The organism is Streptomyces sp. TAA486, assembly GCF_000426165.1.
Genome location: NZ_AUEV01000001.1, coordinates 25,301 through 44,444, shown reverse-complemented (window position 1 = coordinate 44,444; position 19,144 = coordinate 25,301). Strand labels below are relative to the sequence as shown.

Sequence of the window (19,144 nt, the reverse complement as noted above, 5' to 3'; positions counted from 1 at the left end):
GGCCGAAGGGGGAGGCCGGAACGCCTGGCGAACGCGTTCCGGCCGGACCCGTCAGACCTCTTCGACGCTGCTCGGCTCACGCCGGGACAGGTCGATACCGAGCTCTTCCGCCGCGCGGAAGACGTCCTCGTCCGTGTCACGCATCTCGATGGACATGCCGTCCGAGGACAGCACCTCCACGTTGAGGCAGAGCGACTGCATCTCCTTGATGAGCACCTTGAACGACTCAGGGATGCCCGGCTCGGGGATGTTCTCGCCCTTGACGATGGCTTCGTAGACCTTCACGCGGCCGGTGACATCGTCCGACTTGATGGTGAGGAGCTCCTGCAGCGCGTACGCGGCGCCGTACGCCTCCAGGGCCCACACCTCCATCTCACCGAAGCGCTGGCCACCGAACTGTGCCTTACCGCCCAGCGGCTGCTGGGTGATCATGCTGTACGGACCGGTCGAGCGGGCGTGCAGCTTGTCGTCGACCAGGTGGTGCAGCTTGAGGATGTACATGTAGCCGATCGAGATCGGGTCCGGGAACGGCTCACCGGAGCGGCCGTCGAACAGGTGGGCCTTGCCGGAGGGCAGAACCATCCGGTCGCCGTCCCTGTTGGGGACCGTGGCCTGGAAGAGGCCGGTGATCTCGTCCTCGCGCGCACCGTCGAAGACCGGGGTGGCCACGTTGGTGCCCGACGAGACCTCGTCGGCGCCGATCTGCTTCAGGCGCCGTGCCCACTCCTCGTCGATGCCGGCCACGTTCCAGCCCTGGCTGGCGAGCCAGCCCAGGTGGATCTCCAGCACCTGTCCCGGGTTCATGCGGGACGGGACGCCGAGCGGGTTGAGGATGACGTCGACGGGCGTGCCGTCCTCGAGGAACGGCATGTCCTCGACCGGGAGGATCTTGGAGATGACGCCCTTGTTGCCGTGCCGGCCGGCGAGCTTGTCACCGTCGGTGATCTTCCGCTTCTGCGCCACGTACACGCGCACCAGCTGGTTCACACCGGGGGGCAGCTCGTCCCCTTCCTCGCGGTCGAAGACGCGTACGCCGATGACCTTGCCGGTCTCGCCGTGCGGCACCTTCAGCGAGGTGTCACGGACCTCGCGGGCCTTCTCACCGAAGATCGCGCGCAGCAGCCGCTCCTCCGGCGTCAGCTCCGTCTCACCCTTCGGGGTCACCTTGCCGACGAGGATGTCGCCCGCCTCGACCTCGGCGCCGATGCGGATGATGCCGCGCTCGTCGAGGTCGGCGAGGACCTCCTCGGAGACGTTCGGGATGTCCCGGGTGATCTCCTCGGGGCCGAGCTTGGTGTCGCGCGCGTCGACCTCGTGCTCCTCGATGTGGATCGAGGAGAGGACGTCGTCCTGCACCAGGCGCTGGCTGAGGATGATCGCGTCCTCGTAGTTGTAGCCCTCCCAGGGCATGAAGGCGACCAGCAGGTTCTTGCCGAGCGCCATCTCACCCTCGTCGGTGGACGGGCCGTCGGCGAGGACCTGGCCGTCGATCACGCGGGAGCCCTCGTCCACGAGCACCTTCTGGTTGAAGGAGGTGCCCTGGTTGGAGCGGGTGAACTTCGCGACGCGGTACGTGGTGTACGTGCCGTCGTCGTTGGCCACCGTGACGTAGTCGGCGGAGACCTCCTGGACGACACCGTCCTTCTCGGCCTTGATGACGTCGCCGGCGTCGACCGCGCAGCGGTACTCCATACCGGTGCCGACCAGCGGCGACTCGGCCTTGATGAGCGGCACGGCCTGCCGCATCATGTTCGACCCCATGAGCGCGCGGTTGGCGTCGTCGTGCTCGAGGAAGGGGATCATGGCCGTCGCGACCGACACCATCTGGCGCGGCGAGACGTCCATGTAGTCCACGTCGTCGCCCGGGATCAGGTCGACCTCGCCGCCACGGCGGCGGATGAGCACCCGGTCCTCGGCGAAGCGCATCTCCTCGGTGAGCGGCGCGTTCGCCTGTGCGATGACGAAGCGGTCCTCTTCGTCAGCCGTCAGGTAGTGCACCTCGTCGCCGACGACACCGTCGACCACCTTGCGGTACGGCGTCTCGACGAAGCCGAAGGCGTTCACCCGCCCGTACGAGGCGAGCGAACCGATCAGACCGATGTTCGGGCCTTCCGGCGTCTCGATCGGGCACATGCGGCCGTAGTGCGAGGGGTGCACGTCACGGACCTCGAAGCCCGCGCGCTCACGGCTCAGACCACCCGGGCCCAGCGCCGAGAGGCGGCGCTTGTGGGTGAGACCCGAGATCGGGTTCGTCTGGTCCATGAACTGCGACAGCTGGCTGGTGCCGAAGAACTCCTTGATGGAGGCGACGACCGGCCGGATGTTGATCAGCGTCTGCGGCGTGATCGCCTCGACGTCCTGGGTCGTCATCCGCTCACGGACGACACGCTCCATACGGGCGAGACCCGTGCGGACCTGGTTCTGGATCAGCTCGCCGACGTTGCGCAGACGGCGGTTGCCGAAGTGGTCGATGTCGTCGGTCTCGATGACGATCTGGTCGCCCTCGGCCGAGGTCGACTCGGTCTCCCCGGCGTGCAGCTTGACCAGGTACTTGATCGTGGCGATGACGTCGGCCGACGTGAGCACGCCCGAGTCGAGCGGCTCGTCTCCGCCCAGCTTCTTGTTGATCTTGTACCGGCCGACCTTGGCCAGGTCGTACCGCTTCGGGTTGAAGTAGAGGTTCTCGAGCAGCGTCTGCGCGGCCTCACGCGTCGGAGGCTCACCCGGACGCAGCTTGCGGTAGATGTCGAGCAGCGCGTCGTCCTGCCCCTGGGTGTGGTCCTTCTCCAGGGTGGCGCGCATCGACTCGTACTGGCCGAACTCCTCGAGGATCTGCTCGTTCGTCCAGCCGAGCGCCTTGAGGAGGACGGTCACCGACTGCTTGCGCTTGCGGTCGATGCGCACACCGACCATGTCGCGCTTGTCGACCTCCATCTCCAGCCAGGCGCCCCGGGACGGGATGATCTTGGCGGAGTAGATGTCCTTGTCGGAGGTCTTGTCGATGGAGCTGTCGAAGTAGACACCGGGCGAGCGGACGAGCTGCGAGACGACGACACGCTCTGTGCCGTTGATCACGAACGTGCCCTTGTCCGTCATGAGCGGGAAGTCGCCCATGAAGACGGTCTGGGACTTGATCTCGCCGGTCTCGTTGTTGGTGAATTCAGCGGTGACGAAGAGCGGAGCCGCGTACGTGAAGTCGCGCTCCTTGCATTCGTCGATCGAGTTCTTGGGGGGCTCGAAACGGTGATCGCGGAAGGTCAGCGACATCGACCCGGAGAAGTCCTCGATCGGGGAGATCTCCTCGAAGATCTCTTCCAGACCGGACTTCGTCGGGACGTCGTTTCCGCTCTCCAGCGCCGCCTCGACCCGGGACTTCCAGGCCTCGTTGCCGAGCAGCCAGTCGAAACTCTCGGTCTGGAGGGCAAGGAGGTTGGGAACCTCAAGAGGTTCCTTGATCTTCGCGAAAGAGATACGCAGCGGGGCGGTGCTGGCGCCGTTGTTCGAATTGGCAGTCGAGGCAGTGCGCGAGGCGGCCAAGAGGGGGTCCTTCCGAGGGCTCGGACTCTCTGCGCGCATACCGGTGCCCCTGGCGACGGGCAGGGAGCAGCTAACAGGCAGCGCAAAGGGTCAGTGTAGCCTCAAGGCCCACTGATGTCCAGAGCAGATTTCGGGACCGGGCTCGGTCCCGGTCTCCGCCTCCAGCCGGTGGCAATCTCTCCTCCGGGAGGACCCTGTCCTTTGTTCCCTCCGGGAGGGCCCCCTAGTTGTTCATCTCCGCCGCGGCCCGTCCCGACGGCCTCGGTACGTCGGGACGGAACGTGCTTGCCGCAACACTTCCCGCTTCGTGCTCGATCCATGCCTCGGAACCCGGATCGATGCGAACGGCGCGTCCAGAGAATTACGTGCCGAGTGGAGTTCGTCAAGGGCCCCACGGCGGCGGAGATCACGATACCCGCCGGTTCCGGGCACCCATGGGACCGCTTCGGAGACGCCGAAGGGCGACCACCCGGCTGGGTGATCGCCCCTGGCTGAGGGGGTCGTACGACCCCGTTGATCACTTGACCTCGACGGAGGCGCCGGCGCCCTCGAGGGACTCCTTCGCCTTCTCCGCGGCGTCCTTCGCGACCTTCTCGAGGACGGGCTTCGGGGTGCTGTCCACGAGCTCCTTGGCCTCCTTGAGACCCAGGGAGGTCAGCTCACGCACGACCTTGATGACCTGGATCTTCTTGTCGCCGGCGCCGGTGAGGACGACGTCGAACTCGTCCTGCTCCTCGACCTCCTCGGCGGCACCGCCACCCTGGCCGGGGGCGGCGACGGCGACGGCGGCCGGAGCGGCGGCCTCGACGTCGAACTTCTCCTCGAACTTCTTCACGAAGTCGGAGAGCTCGATGAGGGTCATCTCACTGAACTGCTCGAGCAGCTCGTCCTGGCTGAGCTTCGCCATGGTGGCGGTCCTTCCACTAGTCCGGCTGGTGCCGTGTGTACGTATCGACGGGTTCGTCAGACTTCGAGCCCGCTGCGACCGGGTGCGTGTGCTTGCCCGGCCTCGACGGGAGCCGAATTACTCGGCACCGCCCTGCTCGACCTTGCTGCGCAGCGCGTCCGCGGTACGGGCGAACTTCGACAGCGGGGCCTGGAAGGTCGCCGCGGCCTTCGCCATGGACGCCTTCATGCCGCCGGCCAGCTTGGCGAGCAGCACCTCGCGGGATTCGAGCGCCGCGAGCTTGTTCAGGTCGGCGGCGCTGTAGAGCGCGCCGTCGACGATGCCGCCCTTGATTTCCAGGGCGGGGTTGTCCTTGGCGAAGTCACGAAGACCCTTCGCCGCCGCGACCGGGTCACCGGTGACGAAGGCGACGGCCGACGAGCCCGTGAAGAACTCGTCGAGCTCGTTGAACCCGGCCTCTTTGGCCGCGATCTTGGTCAGAGTGTTCTTCACCACGCGGTACTGGGCGTCCCCACCGAGCGAGCGGCGCAGCTCCCTGAGCTGGGCAACCGAAAGCCCTGTGTACGCGGTGACCACTGCGGCGTTGGAGTCACGGAACTTGTTCGTGATCTCCTCAACGGCGGCGATCTTGTCGGGCGCGACCTGCTCCCTCGCCATGAGCCTCGGCCTCCTTCCGGGTGATGAGACCGCTCGGAAGGGGCTGGAACGACGAAACGCCCCAGCGCAGGCGCATGGGGCGTGGCTCGACCGGGACGACGTACGTCTCCCCCGGGAGCTTTCCTCATCACCTACGCGGGTCGCCCGCAGCTAGCGGATCCTTCGGCCGCCGTGCCTCTTGGATGAGCACGACGACGACCAGCGGTCTTTGGCTTCGTACGAGATTACGCGAAGGCCCCCTCCGGCACCAAATCCGATGTCTGAGGGGGCCTTCCGAAATGCCTGCCGGACGGCGCTCAGCTGCGGCCGGGCAGCGCGTCCTCGAAGGCCAGGGTGTCGGACGCGGCGGGCGCCTCGACGGAGACGTCGGTGCCGTAGTCCGAGTAGTAGACCGTCGAGTCCAGGTTGCCGTTCTTGCCCTTGGCACGCTCCTGCTTCTTCACGATCAGGTCGTCGCCGTCGATCCAGAGGTCGACCTTCTCGGTGTCGAAGCCCTGCTGCTCGAGCTGGTCGGAGAGCTGGTCCAGTTCCTTCTCGGACAGGTTCTTGGACTGCATGCGCGCCAGCTCGGCGACCTCGACGGTGCCGCTGTAGTGGTCGGTCTTCTTGCCCCTGACGGTCTCCGAGCCGACCTTCTTCACCTTGCCGCTGGCCAGGAGCAGATCGACCGAGCGGGCCGGGTTGTTGTTCTGCATCTGGTCCTTGATCAGTGCGCCCGACGGGCCGGCCTGCTTCGCCAGCCTGTCGTAGTCGTACTTCATCCAGTGCTTGCCCTTGCCGGCCGTGGAGGCGAACTGGTCACCGAGGTTCACGTACATGGCGTCCTCGGTGTAGCGGGCCGGCATGGGCTTGCCGCTCGTCGGGAGGGCGCTCGCGCCGGCGCCCTGCTGCGTGACGGTCATCTCGGCGGTGGTGCCGCCGCCGGACCAGTCGATCGAGCCCTCGGTCTTCGTGGAGATCTCGCCCTGCGGGGTGCCCTGCTTCTGGTCGCCCTCGACCTTCGCGGACTTCTTCTCCTCGGTGCTCTTCGACGCCTGCTCCAGCTCGCTGACGGCCACCTGGGCCGGTGAGAGGCCCTCCTTGTCCTTGGAGCCGCCGCCGGAGTCCGTACCGCCGGAGCCGCCGCAAGCCGTGAGACCGGCCGCCATCACAACTCCGGCCGCCATCATGGCAATTCGGGCCTGGCGCATCTGATTCCCCCTGTTTTTCCACTTGTTGAGCAGTACGCACAGGACCTTATCCCGGCCGGAGCCGGCTCGTGTGCAACACAGCACCGGGCCCCGCCCTCCGGGGAGGACGAGGCCCGGTGTTCAGTGCGGCCCGCGCGGGCCCGAGCGTGGCGCTCAGACGGCGGCGGGGTCCTCCTCGGCGAGGAGGTTGCGGATGCGGTTGGGGTCGACAGGGATGCCGGGGCCCATCGTGGTGGTGATGGACGTCTTCTTCACGTACCGGCCCTTGGCGGCCGAGGGCTTCAGCCGCTGAACCTCGTCGATCGCCGCGGCGTAGTTCTCGACGAGCTGTGTCTCGTCGAAGGACGCCTTGCCGATGATGAAGTGGAGGTTGGCGTGCTTGTCGACACGGAACTCGATCTTGCCGCCCTTGATGTCGTTGACGGCCTTGGTCACGTCGGGCGTGACCGTGCCGGTCTTCGGGTTCGGCATCAGACCACGCGGACCGAGCACGCGGCCGAGGCGGCCGACCTTGCCCATCAGGTCCGGGGTGGCGACGACGGCGTCGAAGTCCAGACGGCCGCCGGCGACCTCCTCGATCAGCTCGTCGCCGCCGACGATGTCGGCTCCCGCGGCCTCCGCGGCTGCTGCACGGTCACCGGTCGCGAAGACCAGGACCCGGGCGGTCTTGCCGGTGCCGTGCGGCAGGTTCACGGTGCCGCGCACCATCTGGTCGGCCTTGCGCGGGTCGACGCCCAGACGCAGGGCGACCTCGACGGTCGCGTCGAACTTCTTGGTGGAGGTCTCCTTGGCGAGACGCACGGCCTCGAGCGGGGCGTAGAGGCGCTCCCGGTCGATCTTGGCGTCCGCCTCGCGGAAGTACTTGCTGCGCTTCACTTCTGCTCCTGAGTGTGTCGTCGTGCGGCTGTGACCACACGGCGGTTACGGAGTCGTGGTGCGGGCCTGCGCGGGCCCTTCCACGGGAGGGACGGGCCGGTCAGCCCTCGACGGTCACGCCCATCGAACGGGCGGTGCCGGCGATGATCTTCTCGGCCTGGTCCAGGTCGTTGGCGTTCAGGTCGGGCATCTTCGTCGTGGCGATCTCGCGGACCTGGTCGCGCGTGATCTTCGCGACCTTGGTCGTGTGCGGAGTGCCGGAGCCCTTGTCCACGCCCGCGGCCTTCAGGATCATCTTCGACGCCGGCGGCGTCTTGGTGATGAAGGTGAAGGAGCGGTCCTCGTAGACCGTGATCTCCACGGGGATGACCCAGCCGCGCTGCGACTCGGTCGCCGCGTTGTAGGCCTTGCAGAACTCCATGATGTTGACGCCGTGCTGGCCGAGTGCCGGACCGACCGGCGGTGCCGGGTTGGCGGCGCCGGCCTGGATCTGGAGCTTGATCAGCCCCGCGACCTTCTTCTTCTTGGGAGGCATGCTCTCTCCGGGTCTTTAGTGAGAGGTGATTCGTCCTCCACCCTGTGAACGGATGGAGGCATACCGCACCACGATAGCCCGTACCGTGGTCGGCCCTGAAATTGGCTGCTCAGTAACGCCGCGCGGGCGCCGTCGAACTGCCGGACAAATCCGGTTGATCGGCCCGTCGGCTTCCGGTCGCAATGCCGGATGCTACGTGGCGACAAGGCCGGGCTGCGTGCACGGCAACGAGGCTGACGTACGGGCGCTCCACGTCCTCCACGACGACGTGGTGACCCGTTCGCGCGAGGACACCCGGCCCTGGCAACCGATACCTCCGGGATCGGCGCGCTCGCCCTTCGCCGTGGCCGAGCCGTCGGACGACACAGCCCGCTGCTCCGTGGTCGAACTCGAGACTCAGGCACTGGCCGGTGCGGCCCTTCTGTGGGCCATCGACATGCACAACAGGAAGGCGCACCTGGGGATTTCACTCCTCCTCGACTTCCGCGGCCGTGGCCTCGGCTCGGACGTCGTCCGCGTGCTGTGCGAGTACGGATTCGCGGTACGCGGCATGCAGCGCCTGCAGGTGGAGACCCTCGTGGACAACGACAGGATGATCCCGGCGGCCAAGAACGCGGGATTCACGGTCGAAGGCACGCTGCGGCGCTCGGCCTAGGTCTACGGGTCCTTCGCCGACACGGTCGTCCTCGGTCTGCTCGCCGACGAATGGGCTTCCTGAGCACGGGCCGCCGCCCGAACTCATCGTGTACGCAAGGGGGGCCCGCCGCGTACGGCCCACAGGGCACGAAAGAGCCCCTGCTCAACGCCCAGGCGCTGGTCAGGGGCTTTCGTTTGCTTTGTCGCTCAGTTCTTCTGGATCTGGTCGAAGCTCAGCTCGACCGGGGTCTCGCGGCCGAAGATCTCGACGAGGCCCTTGACCTTCTTGGAGTCGGGGTTGATCTCGTTGATCGTCGCCTGGAGCGTGGCGAACGGGCCGTCCGTGACGGTGACGGAGTCGCCGACCTCGAAGTCCAGCACCTGGACCTCGACCTTGCGCCCCGGGCCGCCCGCGGGCTTGCCCTCCTCGTCGGCGACCGCGGCCTTGGCGGCCTTCTCCTCGGCCTCCGGCGCGAGCATCTTGACGATCTCGTCGAGGGTCAGCGGGTACGGGTCGTAGGCGTTGCCGACGAAGCCCGTCACACCCGGGGTGTTGCGGACGACGCCCCAGGACTCGTTGGTGAGGTCCATGCGCACGAGGACGTAGCCCGGGAGCTTGTTCTGCCGGACCGTGCGGCGGTCGCCGTTCTTGATCTGGACGACCTCTTCCTGCGGCACCTCGGCCTGGAAGATGAAGTCCTCGACGTTGAGGGAGACGGCGCGCTGCTCGAGGTTCGTCTTCACGCGGTTCTCGTAGCCCGCGTAGGTGTGGATCACATACCACTCGCCGGGGAGGAGACGAAGCTCGTCGCGGAGCACGGCGACAGGGTCCTCGGCCTCCGGCTCCAGCTCGTCGGCCTCCTGCGCGGCGGCGTCCTCGGCGGTCTCCGCGATCTGATCCGACTCGACGTGGAGAGCGGCTTCCTCCGCCGGCTCACCGGCGGCGGCCTCGGCTGCTTCTGCCTGGTCCGCGTCGTCCGCACCCTCGACGATGTCGCGTGCGGTGTCGTCGCCCTCGCCGGGCTCGACGGCATCGTTCAGGTTGGGATCAGACACGGTGACTGCTTCTTCCTGACTTCATGGGTTCGAACATACGCAGAGCACCGCGCGGCAGTGCCTTCGCGGGCTCAGCCGAAAACGTACTTGACGGCCTCGGTGAACCCGTAGTCAATCACGGTCACAAGACCAATCATGATGACAACGAAGACAATCACCACGGAGGTGTACGTCGACAGCTGATGCCGGGTGGGCCAGACGACCTTGCGGAGTTCGGCGATGATCTGGCGGTAGAACAACCCCAGACGACCGAAGGGGCCCTTCTTGCCTCGCTTGCCCCCACGACGGGGCTTGTTGCCCTCCGACGATCCGCCGGGCTCTGGGACCTGGGTGGTATCCGTGATCTCCGTCACTCGTCCTCACCTGATCCGGGTCGATGCCGCGCGGCATCCGGCCCGGCCGCACAGCGGTGCATTTCAGTACGTACGCAAGCACTCACACGCCGCTCGGGCGGTGTGTGGAGCAGGGCCGGAGGGACTCGAACCCCCAACCGCTGGTTTTGGAGACCAGTGCTCTTCCAATTGAGCTACGACCCTTTGTGATTCCCCAACTTACCCCATCGGAACGACTGCTCGTTGATTGCAGCGGGCGACGAGCCGGGAACCGACGACGTGTGAGTGTACGTGGTCGCCGCCCGGGCGTCGAACACGTAAGGCAACCCCCGCGCAATCCCCGGTGCCGGGGTCCGGGGCCGTCTGGGACCATGCCTCTATGAGCGCTGCAACGCCACCTGCACAGTCACCCACCGAACGACGTGTATCGGCCCGTGTCGGGTCGATCTCCGAGTCCGCGACGCTCGCCGTCGACGCCAAGGCGAAGGCCCTGAAGGCCGCCGGGCGTCCGGTGATCGGCTTCGGCGCGGGCGAACCGGACTTCCCGACGCCCGACTACATCGTCGACGCGGCGGCAGAAGCATGCCGCGACACGAGGAATCACCGGTACACACCGGCCGGTGGCCTCCCCGAGCTGAAGACCGCGATCGTCGAGAAGACGCTGCGCGACTCCGGCTACGAGATCGACCCCGCGCAGGTGCTGGTCACCAACGGCGGCAAGCAGGCGATCTACGAGTCGTTCGCCGCCGTCCTCGACCCGGGCGACGAGGTCATCGTCCCGGCGCCGTACTGGACGACCTACCCCGAGTCGATCAGGCTCGCGGGCGGCGTGCCCGTGCCCGTCGTCGCGGACGAGACGACCAACTACCTCGTCAGCATCGAGCAGTTGGAGGCGGCGCGCACGGAGCGTACGAAGATGATCGTCTTCGTCTCCCCCTCCAACCCCACCGGCGCCGTCTACTCACGCGCGCAGGTCGAGGCCGTCGGTAAGTGGGCCGTGGAGCACGGTCTGTGGGTCATGACGGACGAGATCTACGAGCATCTCGTCTACGGCGACGCCACCTTCACCTCCCTCCCCGCGGTCGTTCCCGAGCTGCGTGACAAGTGCGTGGTCGTCAACGGCGTCGCCAAGACGTACGCGATGACCGGCTGGCGCGTGGGCTGGATCATCGGCCCGAAGGACGTCGTGAAGGCCGCGACGAACCTGCAGTCGCACGCCACGTCGAACGTCAGCAACGTGGCGCAGGTCGCCGCCGTCGCGGCGGTCTCGGGCGACCTCGACGCGGTCGCGGAGATGCGCACGGCCTTCGACCGCCGGCGTCGCACGATCGTGCGGATGCTGAACGAGATCCAGGGCGTCGTCTGCCCCGAACCGGAGGGCGCCTTCTACGCCTACCCTTCCGTGAAGGGCCTGCTCGGCAAGGAGATCCGCGGCAAACGCCCGGCCACGAGCGTCGAGCTGTCGGAACTGATCCTGGAGGAGGCGGAGGTCGCGGTCGTTCCGGGCGAGGCCTTCGGCACCCCCGGCTACCTGCGGCTCTCCTACGCGCTCGGGGACGAGGACCTGGCCGAGGGCGTCTCGCGCATGCAGAAGCTGCTGGGCGAGGCCCGCGACTGAGCAGTCAGGTCGAGGGCTCCGCGTAGTCCCTCTCCCCTTTCCTTGTTCGTCAGGACGGTCCTCCGGTGTACGCACCGGGGGACCGTCCTGACGTTCGGCCGAGCGCTCGTTCAGGGATGGGCGGCTACCGGCATCCGGGAGGTTTGCGGCAGGATCTGTGGATGGCTGTCCGAGATCTGCGCACCTTGCCCAAGGCCCATCTGCATCTGCACTTCACGGGTTCGATGCGTCCGTCCACGCTGCTGGAGCTCGCCGACAAATACGGCGTGCACCTGCCGGCCGCGCTGAGCGGCGGCGAGCCCCCCAGCCTGAGGGCGACGGACGAGCGGGGCTGGTTCCGCTTCCAGCGGCTCTACGACATCGCCCGCTCCTGTCTGCGGGAGCCGGAGGACATCAGGCGGTTGGTGCGCGAGGCCGCCGAGGAGGACGTCCGGGACGGCTCTCAGTGGCTGGAGATCCAGGTGGATCCGACCTCGTACGCGCCCCGTCTGGGCGGCCTCATCCCGGCGCTGGAGATCATTCTGGACGCCGTGGAGAGCGCGGCCCGTGACACCGGCCTCGGGATGCGGCTCGTGGTGGCGGCTAACCGGATGAAGCATCCCCTCGACGCCCGTACGCTCGCGCGGCTGGCCGTCCGCTTCCGGGACCGGGGCATCGTCGGCTTCGGGCTCTCCAACGACGAACGCCGCGGATTCGCCCGCGACTTCGACCGTGCCTTCGCGATCGCGCGCAACGGCGGGCTCCTGGCCGCACCGCACGGCGGCGAGCTGACAGGGCCGAGCAGCGTGCGCGACTGCCTGGACGACCTGCACGCCTCCCGGGTGGGGCACGGCGTACGGGCGGCCGAGGACCCGGCGCTGATGGCCCGGCTCGCGGAGCGGAACGTCACCTGCGAGGTCTGTCCCGCCTCGAACGTCGCCCTGGGTGTCTACGACAAGCCGGAGGACGTGCCGCTGCGCACGCTCTGGGACGCGGGGGTGCCCATGGCTCTTGGCGCCGACGACCCGCTGCTGTTCGGGTCCCGGCTGGCGGCCCAGTACGTCATCGCACGGGAGGCGCACGAATTCACGGACCACGAACTGGCCGAACTGGCACGGCAGTCGGTGCGTGCGGCGTCGATGCCGGCGGAGGTGCGCGAGGAGATGCTCATCGGTATCGACGAGTGGCTCGCCTAGGCTCCGGACGTTCCTCGCTCCTGGCCCTCGTCCGAGCCTGCTACGTGGCCTCGTCCGGGCCGATGCCGGCGAGCAGCGTACGCACGACGCCCGCTGCGAAGTCCTCCAGCGGCTGCGCCGCCTCCGCACCGCCCCCGATGCTCAGCAGAATCGCGCGCTGGTTGCATGCGCCCAGCAGGAGCGCGGCCGCGGCCTCCGGGTCGGCGCCGGGGCGGATGCGTCCAGCCTCGCGCTCGGAACGCAGATAGCCCGCGAGCGCCTCGACCGGCTTGTGCGGCCCCGTGCCGAGGCTGCGCATGGCCGCGTCGTGGCGGTGCAGCAGCTTCGGCTCTGCGAAGAGGGACGCCGCGATGGGGAAGCTCTGCTCGTAGAAGCGGGCCGCGCTCACGGCGATGTCGACGAGGTTCTGCTCGACACTGCGGCGGCCCCCGTGCCCGTCCCCCGCTGCGGACTCTCCGTTGAGCTCGTGCAGCAGCGGATTGAGCGGCGGCAGCCGCTCCTTCAGCACGTGCACGAAGATCTCCTCCTTGCCGGCGAAGTGCTTGTAGAGGGCGGCCTCCGAGCAGTTCGCGGCGCGGGCGATCTCCTTCGTCGTGGCCCGGACGAGGCCGATGGTGCGCATCCGTTCCTCGGCGGCGTCCAGGATGCGTTCCCGGGTGGAACGGGCGGGATCCGTTGGGCGAGTGGGCATTCACTCACCTTAGTGACAGAGTGGTGAGTGAACACTTACCCACCACGTCCCGTCCGGGTGACACGGTCCGCCGAACGACACCGCCTCGGGACCGACGGAAGGACGGGACCGATGCGCTTCACGGTCTTCGGGGCAACCGGCGGCACCGGCCGCCAGCTCGTGCGGCAGGCGCTGGACGCCAGGCACGAAGTCACCGCGGTGGTACGGGATCCCGCCCGGCTGCCCGTGCCGGAAGGAGGTTCCGCACGGTTGGAGGTCGTCATCGCCGACGTCACAGCCCCGGAAGCTCTGGCGCCCGCGCTGGCGGGCCGCGACGCGGTGTTGTCGGCGCTCGGCGCACCGAGCAACAAGGCCGCAGGCATCGCCTCACGCGGGACGCGGGCGATTCTTGCCGCCATGGAGACCAGCGGAGTGCGCCGCTACATAGGGGTGAGCGCCGCTCCGGTGGCGCCGTTCGGCGAGGACGAGAGCCTGCTCTTCCGCACCGTTGCGGTGCCGCTCGTGCGCCGGGCGCTGCGCCGGGTGTACGCGGACCTGGCAGTGATGGAGGACGCGGTACGGGCGAGCGGCCTGGAGTGGACGCTGGTGCGGCCGCCCAGGCTGACCGACCAACCCGCGAACGGCACGTACCGGCGGACGATCGGAGCCAATGTGCCGCGCGGCCGCACCGTCCCGCGTGCCGATCTGGCGGCGGCGATCCTGGCGATGGTGGAGGATCCGGCGACCGTGAGGCAGGGCGTCGGGATCGCGTCCTGAACCGCCCCCGGGCGCGGGCATGCAGGCGTCTGCGTGCCGGACGTGATGCGGCCGGCAATCCGAACTGGCCCAGGGAGCCGGGCAGTTGCTACAACGAGCAGCCGACGGTCACAGGCTCGTTGACCAGGGTGACGCCGAAGGCCTCGCGCACTCCGTCACGCACCTCACGGGCCAGCGCGAGCAGGTCGGCCGTCGAGGCGTCTCCCCGGTTGGTGAGCGCCAGGGTGTGCTTGGTGGAGATGCGGGCCGGGCCCGTCCCGTAGCCCTTCGTGAATCCGGCGCGGTCGATGAGCCAGGCCGCCGAGGTCTTCGTACGGCCGTCCTCAGCCGGGAAGGCCGGCGCCGCGACATCGCTGCCGAGGCGCTCGGCGACGCGGGCGGTGAAGGCGGCGAACTCCTCGTCGCCCAGGATGGGGTTGGTGAAGAAGGACCCCGCCGACCAGGTGTCGTGGTCCTCCGGGTCGAGCACCATTCCCTTGCCCGCGCGCAGCTTGAGGACGGTCTCACGCGCGGTCTGCGCCGACACCCGGTCGCCCGGCTCGACGCCGAGGACGCGTGCCGTCTCCGCGTACTTCAGCGGCGCCGACAGGCCGCCGGCGTCCTCCAGTTCGAAGCGGACACGGAGGACGCCGTAGCGGGACGGGTCGGCCTTGAACCGGCTGTGGCGGTAGGAGAAGCCGCACTCCGAGTTCGGGATGGTGACCGTCTCGTCCGTGCGGCGGTCGTACGCGACGACGTCGGTGATGGTCGCGGAGACCTCCTGCCCGTACGCGCCCACGTTCTGGATCGGCGTCGCGCCGGCGGAGCCGGGGATGCCGGCCAGGCACTCGATGCCGGCGAGGCCCGCCTCGACGGTGCGGGCAACGGCGTCCGACCAGTTCTCACCCGCGGCCAACTCCAGGCGTGTGCCGGAGAGTTCGAAGCCGGCGGTGGCGATGCGCAGGGCGGTGCCCTGGAAGCCCTCGTCCGCGATCACGAGGTTGCTGCCGCCGCCGACGATCAAAAGGGGGGTGCCCGCGGCGTCGGCCTCACGCACGGCGGCGACGACCTCTTCGTCGGTCGTGGCCGTGCGGAGGCGGGCTGCGGGACCGCCCAGGCGGAAGGTGGTCAGCGGGGCGAGGGGCGCGTCATGGAGTTCCTGCACGCGCTCAAGCGTACGAGAGCGGGCGGGCCGGTCGCCCCTGGCGGCGCCCGTACCAGTGAGCCTCTGACGCACGTCGCCGCTCAGGCCAGACGGACGACGGCCCGGGACAGGCCCAGAACCTTCTGGCCCGCGCTCATCACCGTCAGGTCCACCCGCACGGTGCGCGCCTCGTCGTCGAGCTTCGCCGCCACCTTGCCGCTGACCTCGATCGCGGCGCCCTTGTCGTCGTCCGGCACGACGACGGGCCTGGTGAAGCGCACCCCGTACTCGACGACGGCCGCGGGATCGCCCGTCCAGTCGGTGACGACCCGGATCGCCTCGGCCATGGTGAACATGCCGTGGGCAATGACGTCGGGCAGGCCGACCTCCTTGGCAAAACGCTCGTTCCAGTGAATGGGGTTGAAGTCACCGGAGGCACCCGCGTAGCGCACGAGGCGTTCGCGGTCGACGGGGAACGTGCTCGCGGGCAGTTCCGTCCCGACCTCGACGTCGGCGTATGCGATCTTCGCTGCCATCACGCTCCCCCTGTCCCCTGCGCGGACGGCTCCTCCTCGGGGCCGCGGGCGACCAGCTTGGTGTGGGCGGTCACCACGTGCTCGCCCGATTCGTCATGCACCTCGCCGCGTACGTCGAGGATGTCGTTGCCGGCCATCGACTTGATCGCCTCGATGGTCGAGGAGACCGTGAGCCTGTCCCCCGCCCGTACGGGACGGGTGTAGGCGAACTTCTGGTCGCCGTGCACAACTCGGCTGTAGTCGAGGCCCAGTTGAGGGTCCTCGGTGACCTGGCGGGCCGCGCGGAATGTGATGGCGAAGACGAACGTGGGCGGCGCGATCACATCGGGGTGCCCGAGGGCCTCGGCCGCCGCAGGATCCGTATAGGCCGGGTTGGTGTCGCCGATGGCCTCGGCGAACTCGCGGATCTTCTCGCGTCCCACCTCGTACGGGGTGGTGGGCGGATAGTTCCGCCCGACGAAGGACTGGTCTAGCGCCATGGGCGCGTCACCTCCTGAACGGTGATGATGCAGCGGCCGTCGGCCTACGGGCCCCGGAAGCGGCCGCGAGCCGCGGCGGGCAACGACACGAGGCCGCCCCCGGTGCGGGGACGGCCTCGTGACAGGGCCTGGTTCAGCGCGTCTCGCGGTGCGCCGTGTGTGTGTTGCAGCGTGGGCAGTGCTTCTTCATCTCAAGACGGTCCGGGTTGTTGCGCCGGTTCTTCTTGGTGATGTAGTTCCGCTCCTTGCACTCCACGCAGGCCAGCGTGATCTTCGGGCGGACGTCTGTGGCAGCCACGTGAGTGCTCCTTGACGGACAGATGGGCCAGAACGCAGGAAGAGTAGCCGATCGAAGGACCGAACCCACAATCGGCTACATTCGGTGAAGTAGCGGTGACCGGACTTGAACCGGTGACACAGCGATTATGAGCCGCTTGCTCTACCGACTGAGCTACACCGCCACGATGCGCGGACTCCCATCTCCCGACGGGAGATCTCACACATCAGAGCCCCAAAACGGAATCGAACCGTTGACCTTCTCCTTACCATGGAGACGCTCTGCCGACTGAGCTATTGGGGCGAGCGGTGAAGACATTACACGCCTGACAGCCAAACGTGAAATCCGTATCGCACCCGTCCAGCGCCGTTCGGGGGCCGTGCTTCCAGGGTCTCATCCTGCCTCCCCGAAGGCGCCAACGTCCCCACGCACCACGTCAGTACGACTATTGGCCTCCTCCTCGCCGGTGCCCCGCACGCGCCCTACTCTCTACTCACGCTGCGTGATCATGATCATCCGCCGATGTGGGGAGTGCAATGGCCGACAGCCAGTCAGATGGGCCGGGCGACGGCGAAGGTCCGCGCGACGAATCTGACGCGACCCGGGGCCGGGACGGCGCCGGGAACGGCCGGACGAACGGCGACCCGGCCGGTGATGCCGCCGAATCCCGGAACGACGCCCCCCGCGAGTCCGAATCCGCAGGGACCGACGGCCCCAAGGCGGATGCCTCTCCGGCGCGTGACTCGCACGGCGCGTCCGCCCGCGAGTCCGCCACCCCCCGCGACGTCACCGGTGACAGCACTTCCCCGCGCCCGCTCATGCTGTGCGGCGCGCGTCTCGCCGACGGCCGCACCGTCGACGTCCGCCTGGGCGGCGGCCGCATCGAAGCGGTCGGAACGGCCGGCAGCCTTGCGCAGGGTCCGCAGCCGGGCGGCGCCTCGCGCGTCGACCTCGCCGGATATCTGCTGCTCCCGGCGCCCGCGGAGGCACACGCGCACTACGACACGGCGCTGACAGCCGTGTCCCCCACCTCGGCCGGGCCGCCTCGCAGCGCGCCCGAGGACGTCCAACGCCGCACGACGGAGGCGGCCCTTCAGCAACTCGGACTGGGCGCGACCGCGACGCGGACCCATGTGCACATCGGCGACGTCGCGGGCCTGCGCTCGCTGGAGGCGGTGCTTCAGGCACGCCGGGCGCTACGCGGGCTCGTGGAGCTGAGCACCGTGGCGGTGCCCCGGCTGCTGACCGGGATCGCGGGTGCGGACGGTCTGTCGATGCTGCGGGACGCTGTGAAGATGGGTGCTTCCGTCATCGGCGGCTGCCCGGACCTCGACCCCGACCCGGCCGGCTACGTGGATGCCGTGCTGGAGGTCGCGGCGGAGCACGGCTGCCCCGTCGACCTGCACACGGACGGCGCCGATCCGGCGCGGCTGTCCAGGCTGGCCGCCGCGGCGGGCGGGCTGCGGCCCGGAGTCGCGATCGGGCCGTGCGCGGGTCTGGCCAGGCTCCCGCACAAGCCCGCGGTGCGCACCGCCGAACGACTTGCAGCCGCAGGGGTCACCGTCGTCTGCCTCCCGCAGGGAAACTGCGGTGTGCTGGAGCGTCCTTCGCAGACGGCGCCTTCGCGCGTGGCGCCCGTACGGCTGCTCAGGGCGGCGGGCGTCACCGTAGCCGCGGGGAGCGGGGCGCTGCGGGACGCCGCGAACACGGTCGGCAGGGGCGATCCGCTGGAGGCCGCCTTTCTGCTGGCGTCGCACGGCGAGGCCGGCCCGGAGGACGCCTACGACACGGTCTGCGCACGGGCACGCACGACGATGGGCCTGCCCGAGGTGCGGGTGGAGGCCGGCTTCCCCGCGGAGCTTCTGGCCGTGCGCGGTACGGAATTGGCAGGGGCGCTGTCGCTCGCGTACAGCCGGGTGGTCGTGCACCGGGGGCGTGTTGTCGCACGCACCAGCGCGGCGCGTGAGTTCTGCGACTTCACCGGCACGTCCGAGTTCGATCTGCCGCGGCAGTCGCAGGGCTGAGCGTCCGCCGGGCTGACGGTGCCTCATCATCGTCCGCTCGGCGGTGACGTACGGTCGGAGGCATGCGCACAGTCATCGCCGGTGGACACGGTCAAATCGCACTGCGGCTGGAGCGTCTGCTCGCTTCGCGAGGGGACGAGGCCGCCGGCATCATCCGCAGGCCGGAGCAGGCGGACGACCTGAGGGCGGCGGGTGCGGAGCCGATCGTCTGCGACCTGGAGTCGTCCACCGTCGAGGAGGTCGCCGGCCATCTGCGCGGCGCCGACGCCGTGGTCTTCGCCGCAGGAGCGGGCCCCGGCAGCGGCGCGGCGCGCAAGGAGACGGTCGACCGTGCGGCTGCCGTGCTGTTCGCCGACGCGGCGGAACAGGCAGGCGTACGGCGCTACATCATCGTCTCGTCCATGAACGCGGACTCCGGGCTCACCGAGCCACCGCCCGGCATGGACCCCGTGTTCGCCACGTATCTGCGGGCCAAGGGCGCGGCGGACGACGACGTGCGGGCGCGCGGCGGCCTCGACTGGACGGTGCTGCGGCCGGGGCGCCTCACCGACGGCCCCGGTACGGGCAGGGTGCGGCTCGACGAGCGCACGGGACGCTCTGAGGTGCCGCGCGACGACGTCGCGGCGGTGATCGGGGCGCTGCTGCACGCGCCCGGCACGGCTGGTCTGACGCTCGAACTGGTCAGCGGTGACACACCTGTCGACGAGGCGGTGGCGCAGATCGCACTGCGCTGACGCGT

General features: G+C 68.9%; 19 protein-coding genes and 3 tRNA genes. 6 read left to right on the top strand and 16 right to left on the bottom strand.

Going from position 1 to position 19,144, the window contains the following annotated elements; translation table 11 throughout:
- Positions 1-51: 51 nt before the first annotated feature.
- The 6 genes from rpoB to rplK all read right to left on the bottom strand — a co-directional run bounded on the left by rpoB (position 52) and on the right by rplK (position 7,702).
- On the bottom strand, positions 52-3,537 hold the full coding sequence (gene rpoB / locus I004_RS0100230; protein WP_028433851.1) for a DNA-directed RNA polymerase subunit beta: 3,486 nt from the start codon (positions 3,535-3,537) through the stop codon (positions 52-54).
- Between the two features lie 517 nt (positions 3,538-4,054).
- Positions 4,055-4,444: a 50S ribosomal protein L7/L12 gene (rplL, locus tag I004_RS0100225; RefSeq protein ID WP_028433850.1), complete on the bottom strand. Its 390-nt coding sequence runs from the start codon at positions 4,442-4,444 to the stop codon at positions 4,055-4,057.
- A gap of 117 nt (positions 4,445-4,561) precedes the next feature.
- Complete coding sequence (rplJ, locus tag I004_RS0100220; protein ID WP_028433849.1) at positions 4,562-5,101, bottom strand: 50S ribosomal protein L10; 540 nt, start codon at positions 5,099-5,101, stop codon at positions 4,562-4,564.
- A gap of 296 nt (positions 5,102-5,397) precedes the next feature.
- Positions 5,398-6,291 carry an SCO4651 family lipoprotein gene (locus tag I004_RS0100215; protein WP_028433848.1) on the bottom strand — a complete coding sequence of 298 codons (894 nt, stop codon included), beginning with the start codon at positions 6,289-6,291 and terminating at the stop codon, positions 5,398-5,400.
- A 153-nt stretch (positions 6,292-6,444) separates the two neighbouring features.
- Complete coding sequence (rplA, locus tag I004_RS0100210) at positions 6,445-7,167, bottom strand: 50S ribosomal protein L1 (RefSeq protein ID WP_028433847.1); 723 nt, start codon at positions 7,165-7,167, stop codon at positions 6,445-6,447.
- Between the two features lie 100 nt (positions 7,168-7,267).
- On the bottom strand, positions 7,268-7,702 hold the full coding sequence (gene rplK / locus I004_RS0100205; RefSeq protein ID WP_028433846.1) for a 50S ribosomal protein L11: 435 nt from the start codon (positions 7,700-7,702) through the stop codon (positions 7,268-7,270).
- Positions 7,703-7,898: 196 nt separating this feature from the next.
- Here rplK and I004_RS31260 point away from each other — a divergent pair, with 196 nt between their 5' ends.
- Positions 7,899-8,357 carry a GNAT family N-acetyltransferase gene (locus I004_RS31260; RefSeq protein ID WP_486579626.1) on the top strand — a complete coding sequence of 153 codons (459 nt, stop codon included), beginning with the start codon at positions 7,899-7,901 and terminating at the stop codon, positions 8,355-8,357.
- 188 nt (positions 8,358-8,545) lie between these two features.
- On the opposite strand, the gene nusG is transcribed toward I004_RS31260, so the two are convergent.
- From nusG to I004_RS0100185, 3 genes are all read right to left on the bottom strand, one after another.
- The gene (gene nusG, locus I004_RS0100195) at positions 8,546-9,394 is read right to left on the bottom strand and encodes a transcription termination/antitermination protein NusG (RefSeq protein ID WP_028433845.1); all 849 of its coding nucleotides are present in this window, start codon (positions 9,392-9,394) and stop codon (positions 8,546-8,548) included.
- 71 nt (positions 9,395-9,465) lie between these two features.
- Entirely contained in the window at positions 9,466-9,747 is a 282-nt protein-coding gene (gene secE, locus I004_RS0100190; protein WP_028433844.1) for a preprotein translocase subunit SecE, read from the bottom strand.
- Between the two features lie 110 nt (positions 9,748-9,857).
- Positions 9,858-9,930, bottom strand: a tRNA-Trp gene (locus I004_RS0100185).
- Between the two features lie 175 nt (positions 9,931-10,105).
- Between I004_RS0100185 and I004_RS0100180 the strand changes: the two genes are divergently transcribed.
- Positions 10,106-11,344 carry a pyridoxal phosphate-dependent aminotransferase gene (locus I004_RS0100180; RefSeq protein WP_028433843.1) on the top strand — a complete coding sequence of 413 codons (1,239 nt, stop codon included), beginning with the start codon at positions 10,106-10,108 and terminating at the stop codon, positions 11,342-11,344.
- Positions 11,345-11,505: 161 nt separating this feature from the next.
- Positions 11,506-12,519, top strand: coding sequence for an adenosine deaminase (locus I004_RS0100175; RefSeq protein WP_037974498.1), 1,014 nt, complete (start codon positions 11,506-11,508; stop codon positions 12,517-12,519).
- A 40-nt stretch (positions 12,520-12,559) separates the two neighbouring features.
- Here I004_RS0100175 and I004_RS0100170 read toward each other — a convergent pair whose 3' ends face one another.
- Positions 12,560-13,210 (bottom strand): TetR/AcrR family transcriptional regulator, encoded by a 651-nt coding sequence (locus tag I004_RS0100170; RefSeq protein WP_028433841.1) that lies wholly within the window; start codon positions 13,208-13,210, stop codon positions 12,560-12,562.
- Between the two features lie 111 nt (positions 13,211-13,321).
- On the opposite strand from I004_RS0100170, the gene I004_RS0100165 reads away from it, so the two are divergent.
- A complete protein-coding gene (locus tag I004_RS0100165; protein ID WP_028433840.1) occupies positions 13,322-13,966 on the top strand; it encodes an NAD(P)H-binding protein in 645 nt (214 codons plus the stop codon).
- Between the two features lie 88 nt (positions 13,967-14,054).
- Here the strand turns inward: I004_RS0100165 and I004_RS0100160 are convergent, their stop codons facing one another.
- The 6 genes from I004_RS0100160 to I004_RS0100135 all read right to left on the bottom strand — a co-directional run bounded on the left by I004_RS0100160 (position 14,055) and on the right by I004_RS0100135 (position 16,684).
- Positions 14,055-15,182 carry a UDP-N-acetylmuramate dehydrogenase gene (locus tag I004_RS0100160; RefSeq protein WP_486579625.1) on the bottom strand — a complete coding sequence of 376 codons (1,128 nt, stop codon included), beginning with the start codon at positions 15,180-15,182 and terminating at the stop codon, positions 14,055-14,057.
- An 8-nt stretch (positions 15,183-15,190) separates the two neighbouring features.
- Positions 15,191-15,625, bottom strand: a complete 435-nt coding sequence (locus I004_RS0100155; RefSeq protein WP_028433838.1) for a MaoC family dehydratase — start codon at positions 15,623-15,625, stop codon at positions 15,191-15,193.
- Positions 15,625-16,104, bottom strand: coding sequence for a MaoC family dehydratase N-terminal domain-containing protein (locus tag I004_RS0100150; RefSeq protein ID WP_028433837.1), 480 nt, complete (start codon positions 16,102-16,104; stop codon positions 15,625-15,627). Before I004_RS0100150 ends, I004_RS0100155 begins: the two co-directional genes overlap by 1 nt.
- Before the next feature lie 133 nt (positions 16,105-16,237).
- Entirely contained in the window at positions 16,238-16,402 is a 165-nt protein-coding gene (gene rpmG, locus I004_RS0100145; RefSeq protein ID WP_028433836.1) for a 50S ribosomal protein L33, read from the bottom strand.
- A gap of 90 nt (positions 16,403-16,492) precedes the next feature.
- Positions 16,493-16,565, bottom strand: a tRNA-Met gene (locus tag I004_RS0100140).
- Between the two features lie 46 nt (positions 16,566-16,611).
- Positions 16,612-16,684, bottom strand: a tRNA-Thr gene (locus I004_RS0100135).
- 515 nt (positions 16,685-17,199) lie between these two features.
- Between I004_RS0100135 and I004_RS31255 the strand changes: the two genes are divergently transcribed.
- Together I004_RS31255 and I004_RS0100125 are read left to right on the top strand one after the other, a co-directional pair.
- On the top strand, positions 17,200-18,405 hold the full coding sequence (locus tag I004_RS31255; protein WP_486579722.1) for an amidohydrolase family protein: 1,206 nt from the start codon (positions 17,200-17,202) through the stop codon (positions 18,403-18,405).
- A 62-nt stretch (positions 18,406-18,467) separates the two neighbouring features.
- Positions 18,468-19,139: an SDR family oxidoreductase gene (locus tag I004_RS0100125; protein ID WP_028433835.1), complete on the top strand. Its 672-nt coding sequence runs from the start codon at positions 18,468-18,470 to the stop codon at positions 19,137-19,139.
- Positions 19,140-19,144 lie beyond the last annotated feature (5 nt).